Source organism: Isoptericola halotolerans (assembly GCF_045689585.1).
Classification (GTDB): Bacteria; Actinomycetota; Actinomycetes; order Actinomycetales; family Cellulomonadaceae; genus Isoptericola; species Isoptericola halotolerans_B.
On the sequence record NZ_CP140108.1, the window covers coordinates 1,806,990 to 1,822,830 of the forward strand.

Annotated in this window: 17 protein-coding genes and 1 pseudogene; 13 read left to right on the forward strand and 5 right to left on the reverse strand. The window is 74.2% G+C overall.

The window, feature by feature from the left end:
• Positions 1-16 precede the first annotated feature (16 nt).
• Positions 17-763, reverse strand: a complete 747-nt coding sequence (locus tag UQW22_RS08455; RefSeq protein ID WP_407320469.1) for a winged-helix domain-containing protein — start codon at positions 761-763, stop codon at positions 17-19.
• Between the two features lie 87 nt (positions 764-850).
• Here UQW22_RS08455 and UQW22_RS08460 point away from each other — a divergent pair, with 87 nt between their 5' ends.
• A complete protein-coding gene (locus tag UQW22_RS08460) occupies positions 851-1,585 on the forward strand; it encodes a hypothetical protein (RefSeq protein WP_407320470.1) in 735 nt (244 codons plus the stop codon).
• 9 nt (positions 1,586-1,594) lie between these two features.
• Here UQW22_RS08460 and UQW22_RS08465 read toward each other — a convergent pair whose 3' ends face one another.
• Positions 1,595-1,873, reverse strand: a complete 279-nt coding sequence (locus UQW22_RS08465; RefSeq protein ID WP_407320471.1) for a YceI family protein — start codon at positions 1,871-1,873, stop codon at positions 1,595-1,597.
• A gap of 59 nt (positions 1,874-1,932) precedes the next feature.
• Positions 1,933-2,094: pseudogene (locus tag UQW22_RS08470) on the reverse strand (YceI family protein); the annotation flags it as partial.
• 186 nt (positions 2,095-2,280) lie between these two features.
• Between UQW22_RS08470 and UQW22_RS08475 the strand changes: the two are divergent.
• Positions 2,281-2,742 carry a thioredoxin family protein gene (locus UQW22_RS08475; protein WP_407320472.1) on the forward strand — a complete coding sequence of 154 codons (462 nt, stop codon included), beginning with the start codon at positions 2,281-2,283 and terminating at the stop codon, positions 2,740-2,742.
• Positions 2,739-3,230, forward strand: coding sequence for a DUF4395 domain-containing protein (locus UQW22_RS08480; protein ID WP_407320473.1), 492 nt, complete (start codon positions 2,739-2,741; stop codon positions 3,228-3,230). The genes UQW22_RS08475 and UQW22_RS08480 overlap by 4 nt, the downstream gene beginning before the upstream one ends.
• Positions 3,231-3,233: 3 nt before the next feature.
• On the opposite strand, the gene UQW22_RS08485 is transcribed toward UQW22_RS08480, so the two are convergent.
• Positions 3,234-3,611 carry a DsrE family protein gene (locus UQW22_RS08485; protein ID WP_407320475.1) on the reverse strand — a complete coding sequence of 126 codons (378 nt, stop codon included), beginning with the start codon at positions 3,609-3,611 and terminating at the stop codon, positions 3,234-3,236.
• A 154-nt stretch (positions 3,612-3,765) separates the two neighbouring features.
• Between UQW22_RS08485 and UQW22_RS08490 the strand changes: the two genes are divergently transcribed.
• Genes UQW22_RS08490 through UQW22_RS08500 form a run of 3 tightly spaced genes read left to right on the forward strand, consistent with a single transcriptional unit; the run spans position 3,766 to position 6,648 of the window.
• Complete coding sequence (locus UQW22_RS08490) at positions 3,766-4,341, forward strand: FABP family protein (protein ID WP_407320477.1); 576 nt, start codon at positions 3,766-3,768, stop codon at positions 4,339-4,341.
• Complete coding sequence (locus tag UQW22_RS08495; protein ID WP_407320479.1) at positions 4,338-5,507, forward strand: YgfZ/GcvT domain-containing protein; 1,170 nt, start codon at positions 4,338-4,340, stop codon at positions 5,505-5,507. Before UQW22_RS08490 ends, UQW22_RS08495 begins: the two co-directional genes overlap by 4 nt.
• Positions 5,508-5,562: 55 nt before the next feature.
• Positions 5,563-6,648, forward strand: a complete 1,086-nt coding sequence (locus UQW22_RS08500; RefSeq protein ID WP_407320480.1) for an FUSC family protein — start codon at positions 5,563-5,565, stop codon at positions 6,646-6,648.
• A gap of 124 nt (positions 6,649-6,772) precedes the next feature.
• On the opposite strand, the gene UQW22_RS08505 is transcribed toward UQW22_RS08500, so the two are convergent.
• The gene (locus tag UQW22_RS08505; RefSeq protein WP_407320481.1) at positions 6,773-8,779 is read right to left on the reverse strand and encodes an MDR family MFS transporter; all 2,007 of its coding nucleotides are present in this window, start codon (positions 8,777-8,779) and stop codon (positions 6,773-6,775) included.
• Between the two features lie 134 nt (positions 8,780-8,913).
• On the opposite strand from UQW22_RS08505, the gene UQW22_RS08510 reads away from it, so the two are divergent.
• The 7 genes from UQW22_RS08510 (at position 8,914) to UQW22_RS08540 (ending at position 15,783) form a co-directional block, all read left to right on the forward strand.
• Complete coding sequence (locus tag UQW22_RS08510) at positions 8,914-9,198, forward strand: type II toxin-antitoxin system Phd/YefM family antitoxin (RefSeq protein WP_407320482.1); 285 nt, start codon at positions 8,914-8,916, stop codon at positions 9,196-9,198.
• 15 nt (positions 9,199-9,213) lie between these two features.
• Positions 9,214-9,636: a type II toxin-antitoxin system VapC family toxin gene (locus UQW22_RS08515; RefSeq protein WP_407320483.1), complete on the forward strand. Its 423-nt coding sequence runs from the start codon at positions 9,214-9,216 to the stop codon at positions 9,634-9,636.
• A 9-nt stretch (positions 9,637-9,645) separates the two neighbouring features.
• Entirely contained in the window at positions 9,646-9,972 is a 327-nt protein-coding gene (locus UQW22_RS08520) for a DUF2516 family protein (RefSeq protein WP_407320484.1), read from the forward strand.
• Positions 9,966-11,066: an asparaginase gene (locus UQW22_RS08525; protein ID WP_407320485.1), complete on the forward strand. Its 1,101-nt coding sequence runs from the start codon at positions 9,966-9,968 to the stop codon at positions 11,064-11,066. The genes UQW22_RS08520 and UQW22_RS08525 overlap by 7 nt, the downstream gene beginning before the upstream one ends.
• Positions 11,063-11,491: a D-aminoacyl-tRNA deacylase gene (gene dtd / locus UQW22_RS08530; protein ID WP_407320487.1), complete on the forward strand. Its 429-nt coding sequence runs from the start codon at positions 11,063-11,065 to the stop codon at positions 11,489-11,491. The genes UQW22_RS08525 and dtd overlap by 4 nt, the downstream gene beginning before the upstream one ends.
• Positions 11,492-11,574: 83 nt before the next feature.
• Positions 11,575-13,254: a LuxR C-terminal-related transcriptional regulator gene (locus UQW22_RS08535; RefSeq protein WP_407320488.1), complete on the forward strand. Its 1,680-nt coding sequence runs from the start codon at positions 11,575-11,577 to the stop codon at positions 13,252-13,254.
• Positions 13,255-13,437: 183 nt separating this feature from the next.
• Positions 13,438-15,783, forward strand: a complete 2,346-nt coding sequence (locus UQW22_RS08540; protein WP_407320490.1) for a glycosyl hydrolase family 18 protein — start codon at positions 13,438-13,440, stop codon at positions 15,781-15,783.
• Positions 15,784-15,841: the final 58 nt, after the last annotated feature.

A 15,841-nucleotide genomic window follows, 5' to 3' on the forward strand; every position in this document is an offset into this window, starting at 1 on the left:
CGCCGAACCTACCGGCTCAACGGCCGGAGGACACGCGGGTGGACCCCTTCGCGCCGGGCCCGGGCTCGCCGTCGCGGTCCTCGCGAGGCTCCTTCGGCGGGTCGAACCGGTAGCCGACGTTGCGCACCGTGCCGATGAGCTGCTCGTGCTCGGGCCCGAGCTTGGCGCGCAGCCGCCGGACGTGCACGTCGACGGTGCGGGTGCCGCCGTAGTAGTCGTACCCCCACACCTCTTGCAGCAGCTGGGCCCGGGTGAAGACCCGGCCCGGGTGCTGGACGAGGTACTTGAGGAGCTCGAACTCCTTGTAGGTGAGGTCGATGGGGCGGCCGCGGAGCCGGGCGGTGTACCCGCCGGCGTCGATCGCCAGCTCGCCGGCGGAGATCTCCTGGGGAGAGTCCTCGGCGGGCCCGTGCGCGGACCGCTCCACGACGAGCCGCAGCCGCGCCTCCACCTCGGCGGGGGCGGCGTTCTCCAGCAGCAGGTCGTCGGCGCCCCACTCGTGGTTGACCACGGTCAGGCCGCCCTCGGTCAGGACGAGCACGAGCGGGACGGTCAGGCCGGTCGCGTGCAGCAGCCGGCAGGTGGTGCGGGCGGCGACCAGGTCGCGGCGCGCGTCCAGGAGGACGACGTCCGAGTCGGGCGCGTCCACCAGCGCGGACGGCTCCATCGGCAGCACCCGCACCTTGTGCGAGAGCAGTCCGAGAGCAGGTAGTACCTCGACCGACCCGCCCGTCGCGGGTGTCAGGATCAACAGCTCGGCCACACGCACCTCCTCCCGCCACCGGTGGTGGTAAAGGTACCGTGCCGCGGACCGCGGGTCACAACGGGTCGGCATGCGAGACTCTTCGACGTGACCGTGACCACCCGTGCCGTGACGACCGCTGCGCTCGCCGCTCTCGTCGCCGCGGCGGCGTACCTGGGGCCGCTGTGGACGACGGCGGCGGCCGCCGGGCTGGTGATCCTGGTGGCGGTCGGCTGGCCCGCGCTCCTGCGGCTCCCGGCCGAGGGCGCGACCGTCCTCGTCGTCCTGCTCGGGGGCCTGGGCGCGGTGGCGGTGGCCTGGGCGACACCGGACGAGCCGGTGCTGCGGCACGTCCCCGTCGTGATCGCGATGGCCCTGGTCCTGGCGTTCGTGGCCCAGATGCTCCGTCGCGGGGGGCGCCCCCGGCTGGTGGAGTCGGTGAGCGGCATGACGGCCGGCGTCGTCGTCGCGACCGCGGCCGCGGGCTGGGTCGCCACCGGTCGCTCGGACGCCGGGGCCGCCCTGGTGGTGACGAGCGCCGTGTCGCTGGTCGTCGCGGCCGCTGTCTCCGCGCTCCCGGTCGCTGCCGGCTGGACCGGATCCTTGCTCTCCGTCGCCCTCGGCGCGGTGGCCGGTGCGGCGGCCGCGACCGTCGTCCACGACGTGGCACCGCTGACCGGTGCCCTGACGGGACTGGTCGCCGGTCTCGTCTCCGCCGCGCTGCGGTTCCTCTTCGAGCGGCAGCCGGCGTTGTCCCGTCGCCGGGCGGGAGCGTCGGCGTCGGCGGTCCCCGTCGTGGTGACCGGGATCCTGGTGTTCGTGGTGGGTCGCGTCGTCATCTGACGTGCTGGTTCACCCGACGCGGAGCGCCTCGCCGGCCAGCTCGATCCGCACCGTCCTGGCCACGAGCTCGCCACCGGCCTCCAGGGCGACGTTCCACAGCAGGCCGAACGCCGCGCGCTCGAAGTCCGCCGTGGCGCTGAAACCGAAGAGGTGGCGGCCGTAGGGGTCGGTGCCGACGCCACCGAACTCGGCGTCGAGCGCGATCGGCTGCGTGATCCCGCGGATCGTGAGATGCCCGTGCAGCACGAACTTGGTGCTGGTCCCGGCCGTGGCCCGGGTCGTGTCCACGTCGCGACGGAGGCGGCGTCGATGGTGGCCGACACGGACGAGGCCAGGGGGACCTCGGCGACGTGGATGACGGCGCCCCCGGTGCCGAACTGCCCGCGGACGGGACTGACCATCATGTGCATCGCCAGGAAGCCGATGCGCTGGTGGGCGACGTCGAGCTCGTACGTGCCGGCAGCGGGGACGACGAGGCCGTTCCTGGTCCGCGTGGGTGCTTCGGTCATCAGGGGCCTCCTGGATGCCCGACGACGCTGGGCACCCGGTGTTCGAGTGCGGGGCGGCGTCGTCGGGACAGGTGCGCGTACGCTACGGGCGCGTCACCACGCCTACGGTACCGGGAACATTCATGCAAACCGATCTGTTCCCACCGTCGACGTGGTCGTGACGCGTCCCGTGAACAGGAGGTCCGGATGGTCCCGCAGCCCGTGGTCCTCGGCGCGCTCGTGGCGCTGACCGTCGTGGTGGGCCTGGTCTGGCGCCACCGGCAGGGCCGGGTCCGGGTCGGAGCCACCAGCGGTGCGACGGCGTCGGCCCCCTGGGACGCGGACCTCGCCGCGCTGGGCGCCGCGCCCGGCGCCCGGGCCACCTTCGTCCAGTTCTCGGCGGCGGTGTGCGCACCGTGCCGTGCCACCGCCCGCGCTCTCGGTGAGCTCGTCGCCGTCCACCCGGACGTCGCGCACGTCGAGATCGACGTCGAGGACCACCTCGACCTCGTGCTCCGGGCCGGCGTGCTGCGCACTCCCACGGTGCTCGTGCTCGACGCCGCCGGGTCCGAGGTGGCCCGGGCGTCCGGTGCGATGACACCTGCCCAGGCGCGCGCGGCGCTCGACGCCGCCACCCCCACCGACCTGCCCTCCGGGAGGAGCGCATGACCTCGTCCGACCGCCCCGCCGCACCGACGGATCCGAGCCCCTCCGGGACGTCGGAACCGGCCGGCATCGACCCTCGCGGCCCCCGGGTGGGCGCCGGCATCACCGCGGCACTGCTCGCCGTCGTCGTGCTGCTCGGTCCCGGCACCGAGGCGCTCGCGCTGCTCGCCGTCGTCGCGCTCAGCTTCCTCCCCGGCGCGCTGCTCGGCACGCACGCGACGTGGCAGGGGTGGTTGTTCCGCACGCTCGTCCGCGCGCGGCTCGGTGCCCCCGAGCACCTCGAGGACCCGCGGCCACCGCAGTTCGCCCAGCTCGTCGGGCTCCTCGTCACCGCAGCCGGGGTCGCGCTCGGCCTCGCGGGCGTGCCGGGTGCCGTGCCGTGGGCGGCCGGGGTCGCGTTCCTCGCGGCAGCGCTCAACGCGACCGTCGGGCTCTGCCTCGGGTGCGAGCTGTACCTGCTGGGACGGCGGTTCCGCGGCGTCCGCGTCTGACCGTCAGTAGACGAGCGCCTGCGCGCCCGGACGCAGCGACTCCTCGACGAACACCGGTGCGCCAGCGATCCGCACACCCGGCACGACGTCGTCGGGCCCGATGTCCCGCCGGGCCGCGCACTGGGTGCACAGGGTCACCGTCCCCGCCGCCAGGACGGCCTCGAGCAGGTCGGCCGCCGGCGCGGCGTGGTCGAGCTCGAGCTCGGCGGCGCGGCCCGGCACCGCGAACCAGGCCGACTCCCCGGTGAGCCACAGCGAGACCTCCACGCCGGCGGCGACGGCTGCCGCGGCGACGGTCAGCGCCTGGTTCGTCGCTTCCGGTCGCTCCGTGCCGGCGGTGGTCTTGACGACGAGTGAGCGCTGCGATGTGGTCTCGGTCATAGCGCCGACCCTAGCCGCGCGGCGGTGGGTACGATCGAGGCATGTCGGTCCACGCGCTCGAGATCTTCTTCACCAGCCTCCTGGTCGTCACCGTCGGGGTGATCACCTGGTTCGCGGGCTACGTCGTCTACAAGCTGTTCCAGGGTCAGCGCTGATGCCCTTCACCTTCCCCGAGGGCCTCGCGCCCGAGGTGTACCCGCTGGCCTGGCTCGTCGGTCGGTGGACCGGCGGTGGTGTCATCAAGTACGAGGGCATCGCCGAGACGCCGTTCCGCCAGGAGCTGCTCTTCGACCACGACGGCGGCCCGTACCTGCGCTTCACCTCGACGCTGCGGGTCCGGTCCGGTGCGGCGGCCGACGGCGAGACGACGGACGGTGACGGCGAGGGCGACGACGCCTTCGACACCGTCTGGTCGACCGAGACCGGCTACTGGCGGGTGTCCACCGAGCGCCCCGACGACCTGCCCGAGGGCAAGCACCCCCTCGAGGTGCTCGTCACCGACGCCTCGGGCCGCCTGTCCCTGTTCCTGGGGATCGTCGGCGACGGCCGGGTCGACCTGGCCACGGACTTCGTGGCGCGGACCTCGACCGCCGCGGAGGTCACCGCGGCCAAGCGGCTGTACGGCAACGTCGAGGGTCGCCTGCTGTGGCTCGAGGAGCTGGCCGCGTTCGGCCACCCCATGGGCTCCTACGCCTCCGGCGAGCTCGACCGGACCGACACCCCGTCATGACCTACCGCAGCCCGATCCTGGACCGACCCGGAGCCGTCGCCGCCACGGGGCCCGACGAGGGTGTGGCCTGGCACTACGGCGAGCCCGTCGCGGAGCAGCGCGCGCTGGCCCGCGGCGGTGCCGTGGTCGACCAGTCGCACCTCGGTGTCGTCCGTCTCACCGGACCCGACCGCCTGAGCTGGTTGCACTCGATCACCTCGCAGGACGTCGAGCACCTCGCCCCGCGCACCTCCACCGAGCTGCTCGTGCTGTCCCCGCAGGGTCGCGTCGAGCACGCGCTCGGCGTCGTCGACGACGGCACGTCCACCTGGCTGGTCACCGAGCGGGACCGCGTCGAGCCGCTCGTCGCCTGGCTGACGCGGATGCGCTTCATGATGCGCGTCGAGATCGACGACGTCACCGACGACTACGCCGCGCTCGGTGAGCCCGTGGCCGCCGAGGGTGCCGAGGGCGAGCCCGTGACGTGGTGGGACACCTGGCCGCGCGTCGCCGTCGGCGGCACCCGGTACGGCCCGCCCGAGGAGGAGCACCCCGGGGCGGACCGCGCCTGGCGGCTCGTGCTCGTCCCGCGGGCGACCCTGGCCGAGGCCGTCGCCGAGCGCGAGGCCGCCGGCTGGCGGCTCGCCGGTACGTGGGCCACCGAGGCGCTGCGCGTCGAGGCGTGGCGCCCGCGGCTGGCCCGCGAGGTCGACGACCGCTCCGTCCCGCACGAGCTCGACTGGCTGCGCACCGCCGTCCACCTGCACAAGGGCTGCTACCGCGGCCAGGAGACCGTCGCGCGGGTGCACAACCTCGGCCGGCCCCCGCGACGCATCGTCATGCTCCACCTCGACGGGTCGCAGCACGTCGTGCCCGACGCCGGTGCGGACGTCCGGCGCGACGGCGCCGACGGCAAGGTGGTCGGCCAGGTCACCTCGGTCGCCCGCCACCACGAGCTCGGCCCGGTGGCGCTCGCCGTGGTCAAGCGGAACCTGCCGGACGATGCCCCGCTGGTCGTCGTCGGGGCGGTGGGGACCCGTGCGGACGCGCAGGAGCTCGTCGTCGACGCGACCCAGGAGACGATCGTCCCCGGTGAGGGTGTCTCCGCCGACCGGCCCGAGGGGCGCGGCGAGACGTTGCGCGGCCTGACCCCACGCGGTGGCGACGGGACCCAGAGCCTGCTGTGATCGTGCGGTGAGAGCACCGGGCCCGCGCGAGGCGGGTGCTGCGGCGGGTGCCGCGGTGCGGACGCTCCTCCGTCGGATCCGCATCCGGCAGGGCTTCGCGCGGTTGCGGTCGGGCTTCTGGCCCATCGTCCAGGCGTCGCTCGCCGCCGGGGTGGCCTACCTGCTGGCGCACCTCGTGCTGGGCCACGAGCAACCGTTCTTCGCGGCGGTCGCCGCCTGGGTGTGCCTGGGGTTCTCGTTCGACCGGGAGCTGCGACGGGTGGCCGAGGTCGCCGTGGGCGTCGCGGTCGGCGTCGGCATCGGCGAGGTCATCGTCGAGCTCATCGGCACGGGATGGTGGCAGCTCACGGTCGTGCTGCTCGTCTCGGCGCTCCTCGCCCGCTTCATCGACCGCGGACCCCTGCTCGTCACGCAGGCAGGCGTGCAGGCCATCGTCGTGGTCGGTCTCCCGGCAGCCGTCGCGCACGACGGCGCGTTCGGCCGCTGGACGGACGCCGCCGTCGGCGGTCTCGTCGCCCTGGCCGTGACGCTGCTGCTGCCGAGCGACCCGCTGCGCAGGCTGCGCTCGTTGGCCTACGAGGCGACCACCGAGCTCGCCGAGACGTTGGAGGCGGTCGGTCGCGGGCTGCGGGTCCGGGACATGGACGACCTCGGCGCGGCGCTGGTCCGTGGCCGGGCGTCGGAGTCGGTGCTGGCCGACTGGCGGGACACCGCGCGCAAGGCCGAGGAGATCGCCCGGGTCGGCGTCAACCGTGGGCAGCGCGGGGACATCCACCACCTGGCGGGGCAGGCGGTGCTGGTGGACCGGGCCATGCGCAGCGTGCGGCTGCTCGCTCGCCGCGCCCCGACCGTCGTCGGACCCGACGGGACGTGGCCCGAGCTCGGTGCGCTGGCCGACGAGGTGGAGCGGTTCGCCGGCGGGGCACGTCTGCTGGCCTCCGCCGTCGGCGGCGGTGGTTCCCTCGAGGAGGCCCGCGAGCTCCTGGTCGACGTCGCCGAGGCGGCCGACCCGCACGCGCTCGGGGGCGGTGACCTGCGGGTCGCCTCGCTGGTCGTGCTGCTGCGCTCGCCGGTGGTGGACGCCCTCGAGGCGGCTGGGCTGGACGCGCAGGCGGCGCGGGAGCACCTGCCGGAGCTCTGACCCGTTCTCCCGTTTTGCCGATGTCGGTAGTTCGTGTCGAGGTCGGCAGTGCGCACTGCCGACCTCGACACGAACTACCGACATCGGCAAAAGGTCCCGGCGGATGCGGCGAGTGGTGCGGACGTCAGGGTGCGGCACCGTCCGTGGCGTCGGCGAAGACGAGCGCCGACACCTCGTGGACCAGGGCGTCGATCTCGGGCTCGTCGCCGGGCCACTCGGCCACGACCCGCTGAAGCCGGCGCCGCTCCGCCTCGCGCAGGATCTCCGCGGCGACGTCCGTCTGGTCGGTCGCCCGGACCGTGTCCCCGTCGACGACGACGAGCCCGCGCGCCGCCAGCCCGGCAGCCACGTGCCGCACGGTCTCCGGAGACACGTGGCTGCGTTCCGCCATGACCGCGACCGTCCGGGACCGCTTGAGCGAGACCCGGGTGACCATCCACGCCTCCTCGGGGCCCAGGTCGGCGTCGGGCGCGGTGATCTCGTACACGCGCAGCGGGTCCTGGACGCCCACCCGGCGCCACAGGATCATCCGCAGCTCCTCGAGGGAGGTGCGGCTCGACGGCAGGGCGAAGGACTCGCCGGCGGCGTGGCCGGCCACGACGGCGGGGTCGGCGTCGCGGGTCGCGGTGCGCAGCTCCACCTGGGGCAGGAGCCAGGCCAGGGCGAAGGCGACGACGGCGACCGGAACGGCCCACAGGAACACGGTCTGCAGGGTGTCGGCGTACCCGTCGAGGAACCAGCCCTGCACCTCGGGCGGGCACTGGGCGAGCCCCTCGACCGACGCCTCGAGGGCGGCGGGGCCGCAGCGGCCCTGCGCGGCGGAGGGGACGCCGGTCGAGAGGTTCGCGACGAGCTGGTCGGCGAAGATCGTGCCGAACACGGCGACGCCGACGGACGACCCGATGGTGCGGAAGTACGTGGCTCCCGACGTCGCGGTCCCCAGGTCGCGGTAGGCGACCGCGTTCTGCACGGCGATGACGAGCACCTGGGTGACCATGCCGAGCCCCGTGCCGAGCACGAACATGCTCAGGCTCGACTGGAGCGTGCTCGTGTCCCGGTCCATGAGGGACAGCAGGAAGAGACCGACGGTGGTGATCGCCGTGCCGAGGATCGGGAAGACCTTGTACCGGCCGGTGCGGGTGATCAGCTGCCCGGAGCCGATCGAGGTGAGGAGCAGCCCCAGCATCATCGGCGTCATCTCGAGGCCGGACATCGTCGGGGAGGAGCCCTTGACCGTCTGCAGGTAGAGCGGCAGGTAGGTGATGGCGCCGAACATCGCGAACCCGACGACGAACCCGACCACCGCTGCCACGGAGAACACCCGGTTGCGGAAGAGGTGCAGCGGCAGCACGGGCTCGGGGGCGCGGCGCTCCACGAGCACGAACGCGACCACGCCCACGACGGCCACGATGACCATCGAGTACACCTGCACCGAGTCCCAGCCCCACGTGGTCCCGCCGAGGCTCGTGGTGAGCACGACGGCCGTGGACACGACGGCGAGGAGCACGATGCCGGCGTAGTCGATCCGCGGTCGGCTGCGCGGCGTGATGGGCGGCAGCACGGCGACGACCACGACCAGCGCCACGATCCCGAGGGGGACGTTGATGTAGAACACCCACTGCCAGGACAGGTTGTCCACGAACCAGCCGCCCAGCAGTGGTCCGGCGACGGAGGCGACGCCGAACACGGCACCGAACATCCCCTGGTACTTCCCGCGCTCCCGCGGGGAGACGACGTCCCCGATGATGGCCTGGCTCAGCACCATGAGCCCGCCGCCGCCCACGCCTTGGAGCGCACGCCAGGCGATGAGCTGCCCCATCGTCTCGGACGTGCCGCACAGCATCGAGCCGCCGAGGAAGATGGCGATGCAGACGATGAAGAGCACCTTGCGGCCGAGCAGGTCGCCGAGCTTGCCCCACAGCACCGTGGTGGCCGTCGTGGCCAGCATGTAGGCGGTGACGACCCAGGACAGGTGCTCGGCGCCGCCGAGGTCGCTGACGATAGTGGGCAGCGCGGTGGCGACGATGGTCTGGTCGAGCGCGGCGAGCAGCATGGCGAGCATGAGCCCGCCGAATATCGCCCAGATCTTCGACTGCGGTAGCGCCTGCGGGTCGGTGGTCTGCGACGTCACGCGGGTCCTCCCTGGTGCCTGCCTGCTCGGCAGCCTGTCACGGCCCGCACGGTGCCGCGCGCGCAGCGGACGAACGGCGCCCGGACATGACGAGGGCTGTTCCTGCAGCGCACGGCGCGGTAGCGTCGTCGCCCATGGAGGTCTCCGTCAGCGCGTTGCGCGCCGAGCTGAAGTCGTGGATCGAGAAGGCGCGCGACGGGGAGGACGTCGTCATCACCGAGCGCGGCGTCCCGGTCGCCCGGCTCACCGGCGTCGGCAGCGCCGACCTCGTCGGCGAGCTGGTCCGTGACGGACTGCTCACCCCGGCGCAGGCCGAGCGGCCCACGCACACGGTGCCGACGACGGCGCAGGCGGTCGGGGCGGGCAACGGCGCCTCGCGCTCCGGTCTGTCGGGCCTCGTCCGGCGCATCCGCCGCTGAGCCGGGGAGGAAGCGATGGCACTCATCTACTTCGACGCCAGCGCACTGGTGAAGCTGTGCGTCCCCGAGCAGGGGTCAGCCCTGGCGAGCGCCCTGTGGAACCGGGCCGACGTCGTCGTCACCTCGCGCCTGGCGGACACCGAGATGCGCGCCACCCTGGCCGCCGGGGAGCGTGCGGGCGTCCTCGACGCCGCGGCCCGCCGCCGTGCGCTCGAGCGCTGGACCACGCTCTGGCCGGGCCTGCACGTCGTCGAGGTCACGGCCGGGGTGGCCGCCACCGCCGCCGAGCTCGCGTCCGGTCCGCACCCGTTGCGCGGGGGCGACGCCGTGCACGTGGCGAGCGCGCTCGCCGTCGCGCACGAGGACACGCTCGTCGCCGCGTGGGACGAGCACGTCGCGACCGCTGCGCGGGACCGGCGGATGCGCGTCCTCCCGTAGCCTGGTCGCGTGATCGCGAACCTGCAGTACTACGTCTTCGTCCTCCTGGCGATCGTCGTCTTCGTCGTGCAGGCCTGGGCGCTCGTCGATGCGCTGCGCCGCCCGGCGCGCGGGTTCACCGCGGAGGGCAAGCTGACCAAGCCGATCTGGCTGCTCATCCTGGGGGTCGCCGCCGCGCTCGGCTTCCTCGGGCTGCCGCCGATGATGCTCACCTCGACGAGCTTCCTCAACCTCATCGCGTGCGTCGCCGCCATCGTGTACCTCGTCGACGTGCGCCCCAAGCTGCAGGCGTACGGGCCCGGCAAGGGCCGCCGTCAGGGACCGAGCGGATGGTGAGCGCGCCCGTCGCCCGAGGGGCCGTCCCGCTCGCGGAGGTGGTGCGCGGCGAGCTCGTCGAGTCGGTGCACCTCGGCCATCTCGTGGTGCTCGACGCCGCGGGGGAGGTCGTCCTCGCGGCGGGGGACCCGGCGGCGAAGATCTGGCCGCGCTCGGCCGTCAAGCCGCTGCAGGCGGTGGCGATGGTGCGTGCGGGGCTCGACCTGCCGCCCGAGCTGCTGGCCCTCGTCGCGGCGAGCCACAACGGCGAGGCGGTGCACCGCGACGGGGTCCGCGCGATCCTCGGCGGCGCCGGGCTGGGGCTCGACGCGCTGCGCAACACCCCGACCCTGCCGATGTACCCGCCCGCCGCCGCGGGCTGGCTCCGTGCCGGCCGGTCGGCGGCGTCCGTCACCCAGGACTGCTCGGGCAAGCACGCGGGCATGCTCGCGACCTGTGTCGCGGCGGGGTGGGGCACCGCCGACTACCTCGACCCGGCCCACCCGCTGCAGCGGGCGGTGCGGGCCACGCTCGCGGAGCTGACCGGCGCGGAGCCCGCCCACGTGACCGTCGACGGCTGCGGGGCGCCGTTGTTCGCGACGACGCTGGACGGGCTGGCACGGTCGTTCGGCCGACTGGCGTCCGCGGCGGCGGGCGTCGATGCCGACCCCGACGCCGACCCCGACGTCGATGCCGGCGGCAGCCCGGCGGCGCAGGTGGCGCGGGCGATGAGCACTCACCCGCACATGGTGGCGGGCACGGGCCGGGAGGACACGCTGGCGATGCAGGCGGTGCCGGGGCTGGTCGCCAAGATCGGCGCGGACGGGGTCTGCGCGGCAGGCCTGCCGGACGGCTCGGCGCTGGCGTTCAAGGTGCTGGACGGCGCCGCTCGGCCCCGCCCGGCGGTGCTGGCGGCGGCGTTGCGGCGTGCCGGCGCCGCCGACGTGCCGGGCGCCGACGTGGACGCGCTGGCGGCGGTCGGTCACGTCCCGGTGCTGGGCGGTGGCCGGCCCGTGGGCGAGGTCCGCGCGGTGCTCGACGACGCGGTGCTCGACGACGCCGTGCTCGACGCGACCGGCGGACGGTCTGCCGTCGGGCCGGGGGAACGGCCGTGAGGGCGCTACTGCAGCGGGCGACGCGGGCGAGCGTGACGGTCGGCGGCGAGGTGGTCGGCGCGTTCGACCGGCCGGGACTGGTGGCGCTGGTCGGCGTGACGCACGACGACGGCCCCGCCGACGCCGCGACGGTGGCCCGCAAGATCGCGGACCTGCGGATCCTGCGCGACGAGCGGTCGGTAACCGATGTGGGAGCGCCGGTCCTGGTCGTCAGCCAGTTCACGCTGTACGGCGACGCCCGCAAGGGCCGCCGGCCGACCTGGCAGGCCGCAGCTCCCCGGCCGGTCGCGGAGCCGCTGGTGGAGGCCGTGGTGGCGGACCTGCGCGCCCGGGGGATCGAGGTCTCGACGGGGGTGTTCGGGGCGGACATGGCGGTCGAGCTGGTGAACGACGGGCCGATCACTATGATGGTGGAAACCTCCTGAGGGAGGAGCCCTCACAAACTTGGCCGCCCGCCTGACCTGCACTGACCTGCGCTGAGCGGCGCAGGTCGTCCCGGAGGTTGACGATGACGTCGTACCGACCGGCCGCCGCGCTCGCCCTGCTCGACACCGGTCGAGGGCCCGTGGCGCCGCACGTCGCCGTGCGCCTGTCGCGGACCCTCGGCGGCGACCCTCCCGCGCTGGCGCAGGTGGCCGCCGTCCTGCGTCCCGAGCACCTGGCCGGCCTCGCCCTCCTGCCGGACCCGTTGCCGGCCGTCCCGGCCACCCGTGCGGGCCTGGACCCAGCACCCCTGGGTGACGACGACCGGTGGGCGCTGCTGTGCGCCGCCGTGGCGGTCACCGACCGGGCCGACGTGCTGCTGCAGGCGGTCGGGCCGGCAGCCGAGGCCCTGGTCGTCGGGTCGGCGGCTGCCGGTGTCGAGGTCGTGGCCGGCCGTGCCCGGGTGACGGACGCCCGGCTGCGGTGCGTGGTGCACGACGACGCGGACCTGGGCGCACGCACGGCGGCCCACTCCGCACTGGCTCGGTCGGCCCGGGACCTCGGGGAGCCCGAGGTCGCCCTCTGGCACACGGCGCTGGGCACCGTCGTCGGCGACGAGCTCCTCGCCGACGGGCTGGTCGAGCTCGCGGCCGCCCTCACCGCACGCGGCGACATGGAGGCGGCTCACCAGGTCGCCCGTGAGGCCGCGAGCCACGCCACCGGCGCGCGCCGGGCGCGAGCCTTCCTCGCGGCCGGGCGCGCCGCCCTCTGGAGCGGCCATCTCGCTGACGCCGACGACTGGTTGCGCCGGGCGGCGGGCAGCGACGTGCCGACGGTCGCCCGGGCCGCCGAGCACTGCGCCGCGGCCGTCTGGACGCTGCGGGCGGGGAGCGCGGTCGAGGGTGCCGAGCAGGCCGTCGTGCGCGCCACCGGCCCGGGCGCCCGCCTCGCACGGCTGGTCGAACCCCTGGTCCACCTCCCGGCGACCCGCGCGGACCGCGCCGCGATGTCTGCCGTCGTGGGGTGCCTGAGCCTGCTCGACGTCGACGGGGCCGGTGCCGAGAGCCTGCTCGCGCGCGCGGTCCTCGCGGCCACGCCGGCCCGGTCGCGGCCCGGGCCGTGGCCGAGGTCGGCCGGTGCGCTCTCGCCGCTGGCCGAGGCGCACGTCCGCGTGACCCAGGCCCTGCTCCTGCTGCACGGGACCGAGGCCGAGGCGGCCGCCGCCGTCCTCGACGACGCCGCGGCCCGGCTGCCGGTGACGCACGTCGCGGGCGGGCTCGCGGCGGTGGTGGCCCGCCGTCTCGACGAGCTCGGCGCGCGGACGACGCGCACGACGGCGGCGCTGGAGGCCGCCGGCCCGCGCGAGCCCGCCGGCCCGTCGGCCGCGTCGGCCGTCGCGAGGTCGGGGCGGGCCGCCCGTGGCGGAGCCGCCGTGCGGACCTGCGGCTCGCTGCTCGCCGCGGTGACGGCCCGCGACCGGCCCGGGCAGTCGTCCGGGGCGTCGGACGGCGACCCGACGCCGTCGGCCGGCTGGTCCGCGGCGCTCACCGAGCGTGAGGCGGAGGTGGCCCGGCTCGTCACGTCCGGGATGACGAACCGGGAGGTCGCGGCGGCGCTGTGCGTCTCGGTGCGGACGGTGGAGGTGCACCTGAGCCGCGTGTTCCGCAAGCTCGACGTGCGGTCCCGCTCGGAGCTGGTCGTGCTGGCGCTGGCGCCGGCACGGTCTGGTCCGACCGCCGTCGACCGGGCCGGCAGGTACGGATGAGCGGAGCCAGTGTTCCCGAGCGTCGATCGGGGCACTGCTGGACGTCGGCCGGCATCGGTAAGGGAAAACGCGTAGACGCTGCCACGATCGTGTGGGTATCCCTCATGCACGGAATGAGAAGACTCCTTACATTTGGTGGACGATGCAACGCGGCATCGACCGACGAAGCAGGGAGACTCTTCGATGCGAGCAGCCTTGTCCACCGGCAGGCGCCGACTCGGCGCCGCGGCCACCGCGCTACTCCTGGGCACCGCCGGGTTGACGGCCGCGGCCAGCACGACCGCCACGGCTGCCGCCGAGTGCGCACCCGCCTGGGCAGCCACCGCCGTCTACACCCAGGGAGACCTCGCGTCGTACGACGGGGAGAACTACACGGCCTCGTGGTGGACGCAGGGCGACGAGCCCGGAGCGGCGGCATGGGGTCCGTGGACGTCGCAAGGCGCCTGCGGCGAGCCCGACCCCGATCCGACGCCCGACCCCGATCCGACGCCCGACCCCGACCCGACCGGCCCGCCGTCGGACAACCCGGACGAGGTCTGCCGTCCCGACGGCATGGCCCCGACCGACGGCGTCGACACCCCGTACTGCGACGTCTACGACACCGACGGCCGCGAGATCCTGCCGAACGGGCTCGACCGCCGCGTGATCGGCTACTTCACGAGCTGGCGCACCGGCAAGAACGGCCAGCCCGCCTACCTCGCGAACGACATCCCCTGGGGCTCGCTGAGCCACATCAACTACGCCTTCGCGCACGTGGGTCCGGACGACAAGGTCTCGGTGAACGCGCAGGTGCCCGGCAACGCCGCCACCGACATGACGTGGCCCGAGGTCCCGGGCGCCGAGATGGACCCGTCCCTGGACTACACCGGCCACTTCAACCTGCTGTCGCGCTACCGCGCCGAGAACCCCGGCGTGAAGGTGATCCCCGCCGTCGGCGGCTGGGCCGAGACGGGCGGCTACTTCGACGGTGACGGCAACCGGGTCGCGTCGGGCGGCTTCTACACCCTCACCGAGTCGCAGGACCGGATGGACACGTTCGCGGCCTCCGTCGTCGACTTCGTCCGCGAGTACGGGTTCGACGGCATCGACATCGACTACGAGTACCCGACGTCCAACGCCGACGCCGGCAACCCGGACGACTTCGAGATCTCCAACGCCCGCCGCGGCGAGCTGTTCGACGGGTACGTCGCCCTCATGAAGACCCTGCGCGAGCACCTCGACCGGGCCGGTGCCGAGGACGGCGAGTACTACGTCCTCACCACCGCCACGCCGTCGTCGGGCTGGCTGCTGCGCGGCATGGAGGTCCACCAGATCACCGAGTACGTCGACTACGTCAACATGATGACCTACGACCTGCACGGTGCCTGGAACGAGTACGTCGGCGGCAACGCCGCGCTCTTCGACGACGGTCAGGACCCCGAGCTCGCGGCCGGCGGTGTCTACACCGCCTACGACGGGATCGGGTACCTCAACGGCGACTGGGCCGCCCACTACTTCCGCGGCGCCATGCAGGCCGGGCGCATCAACCTGGGCGTGCCGTTCTACACCCGCGGCTTCCAGGACGTGACGGGCGGGACGCACGGCATGGGCGGACGAGCGCCGGCGCCGTCCGGGTTCGACTGCCCGGCGGGCACCAACGGCAGGTGCGGCTACGGGGCGGAGGGCATCGACAACCTCTGGTTCGACACCGACCCGCAGGGCAACGCCGTCCCGGCGGGCGTCAACCCGATCTGGCACGCGCTGAACCTCGAGCAGGGCGTCGTGGGCGACTACGCCGAGGCGTACGGCGTCCCGACCACCATCGAGGGCGACTACACCCACCACTTCGACGAGGTCACCATGAACGAGTGGTGGTGGAACGCGGAGACCCGCACGTTCCTGTCCGGAGACTCGGTCGACGCGATCGGCGCCAAGGCCGACTACGTCGCCGACACCGGCCTCGGTGGACTCATGATCTGGGAGCTGGCGGGGGACTACTCGTACGACGAGGCGGCCGGCCAGTACGCCATGGGCAGCGACCTCGTCGACCTCATGCACAGCAAGCTGTCCACCACCACCCCGTACGGCGCGACCAAGGCGGAGGCGCCGATGCCCGACGAGGCCCTGGACGTGGACCTGGAGTACACGGAGTTCGCTCTCGGGGACAACAACTACCCCATCGCCCCCAAGGTCCTCTTCCACAACCGCGGTGCGACCGACGTCCCCGCGGGCGCCACGGTCACCTTCCAGTACGGCACCACCGACACCGGCGAGATGAGCGACTGGTCCGGGTACGGCACGACGACGACGCCGGGACGCAGCGGCCCGAACGTGGGCGGGCTGGGGGCGAGCTTCCACACCGCGACGTTCACCGTGCCGGCCGGCGGCATCCCCGCCGGCGGCTCGATCACCAACCAGCTGAAGTGGGCACTGCCCGTCGCGCAGTTCTCGAACGTCGTCGTCACGATCGACGGCGTCGACCACGCGACCACCTACGACCACCCGCGCGGCGTGACCGTCGTCGACGCGCCGTGCGGGGCCGGCTGCTGACGCACCGGACCACACCACGGCCCGACAGGACGGTCGGGCCCTCGAGAGAGGAAGGACC

Excerpts from the sequence above, each read along its gene's own strand:
- UQW22_RS08475 (WP_407320472.1), top strand. The coding sequence starts at position 2,281 with ATGGTCCCGCAGCCCGTGGTCCTCGGCGCGCTCGTGGCGCTGACCGTC.
- UQW22_RS08480 (WP_407320473.1), top strand. The coding sequence starts at position 2,739 with ATGACCTCGTCCGACCGCCCCGCCGCACCGACGGATCCGAGCCCCTCC.
- UQW22_RS08485 (WP_407320475.1), bottom strand. The coding sequence starts at position 3,611 with ATGACCGAGACCACATCGCAGCGCTCACTCGTCGTCAAGACCACCGCC.
- UQW22_RS08490 (WP_407320477.1), top strand. The coding sequence starts at position 3,766 with ATGCCCTTCACCTTCCCCGAGGGCCTCGCGCCCGAGGTGTACCCGCTG.
- UQW22_RS08495 (WP_407320479.1), top strand. The coding sequence starts at position 4,338 with ATGACCTACCGCAGCCCGATCCTGGACCGACCCGGAGCCGTCGCCGCC.
- UQW22_RS08510 (WP_407320482.1), top strand. The coding sequence starts at position 8,914 with ATGGAGGTCTCCGTCAGCGCGTTGCGCGCCGAGCTGAAGTCGTGGATC.
- UQW22_RS08515 (WP_407320483.1), top strand. The coding sequence starts at position 9,214 with ATGGCACTCATCTACTTCGACGCCAGCGCACTGGTGAAGCTGTGCGTC.
- UQW22_RS08525 (WP_407320485.1), top strand. The coding sequence starts at position 9,966 with ATGGTGAGCGCGCCCGTCGCCCGAGGGGCCGTCCCGCTCGCGGAGGTG.
- UQW22_RS08535 (WP_407320488.1), top strand. The coding sequence starts at position 11,575 with ATGACGTCGTACCGACCGGCCGCCGCGCTCGCCCTGCTCGACACCGGT.
- UQW22_RS08540 (WP_407320490.1), top strand. The coding sequence starts at position 13,438 with ATGCGAGCAGCCTTGTCCACCGGCAGGCGCCGACTCGGCGCCGCGGCC.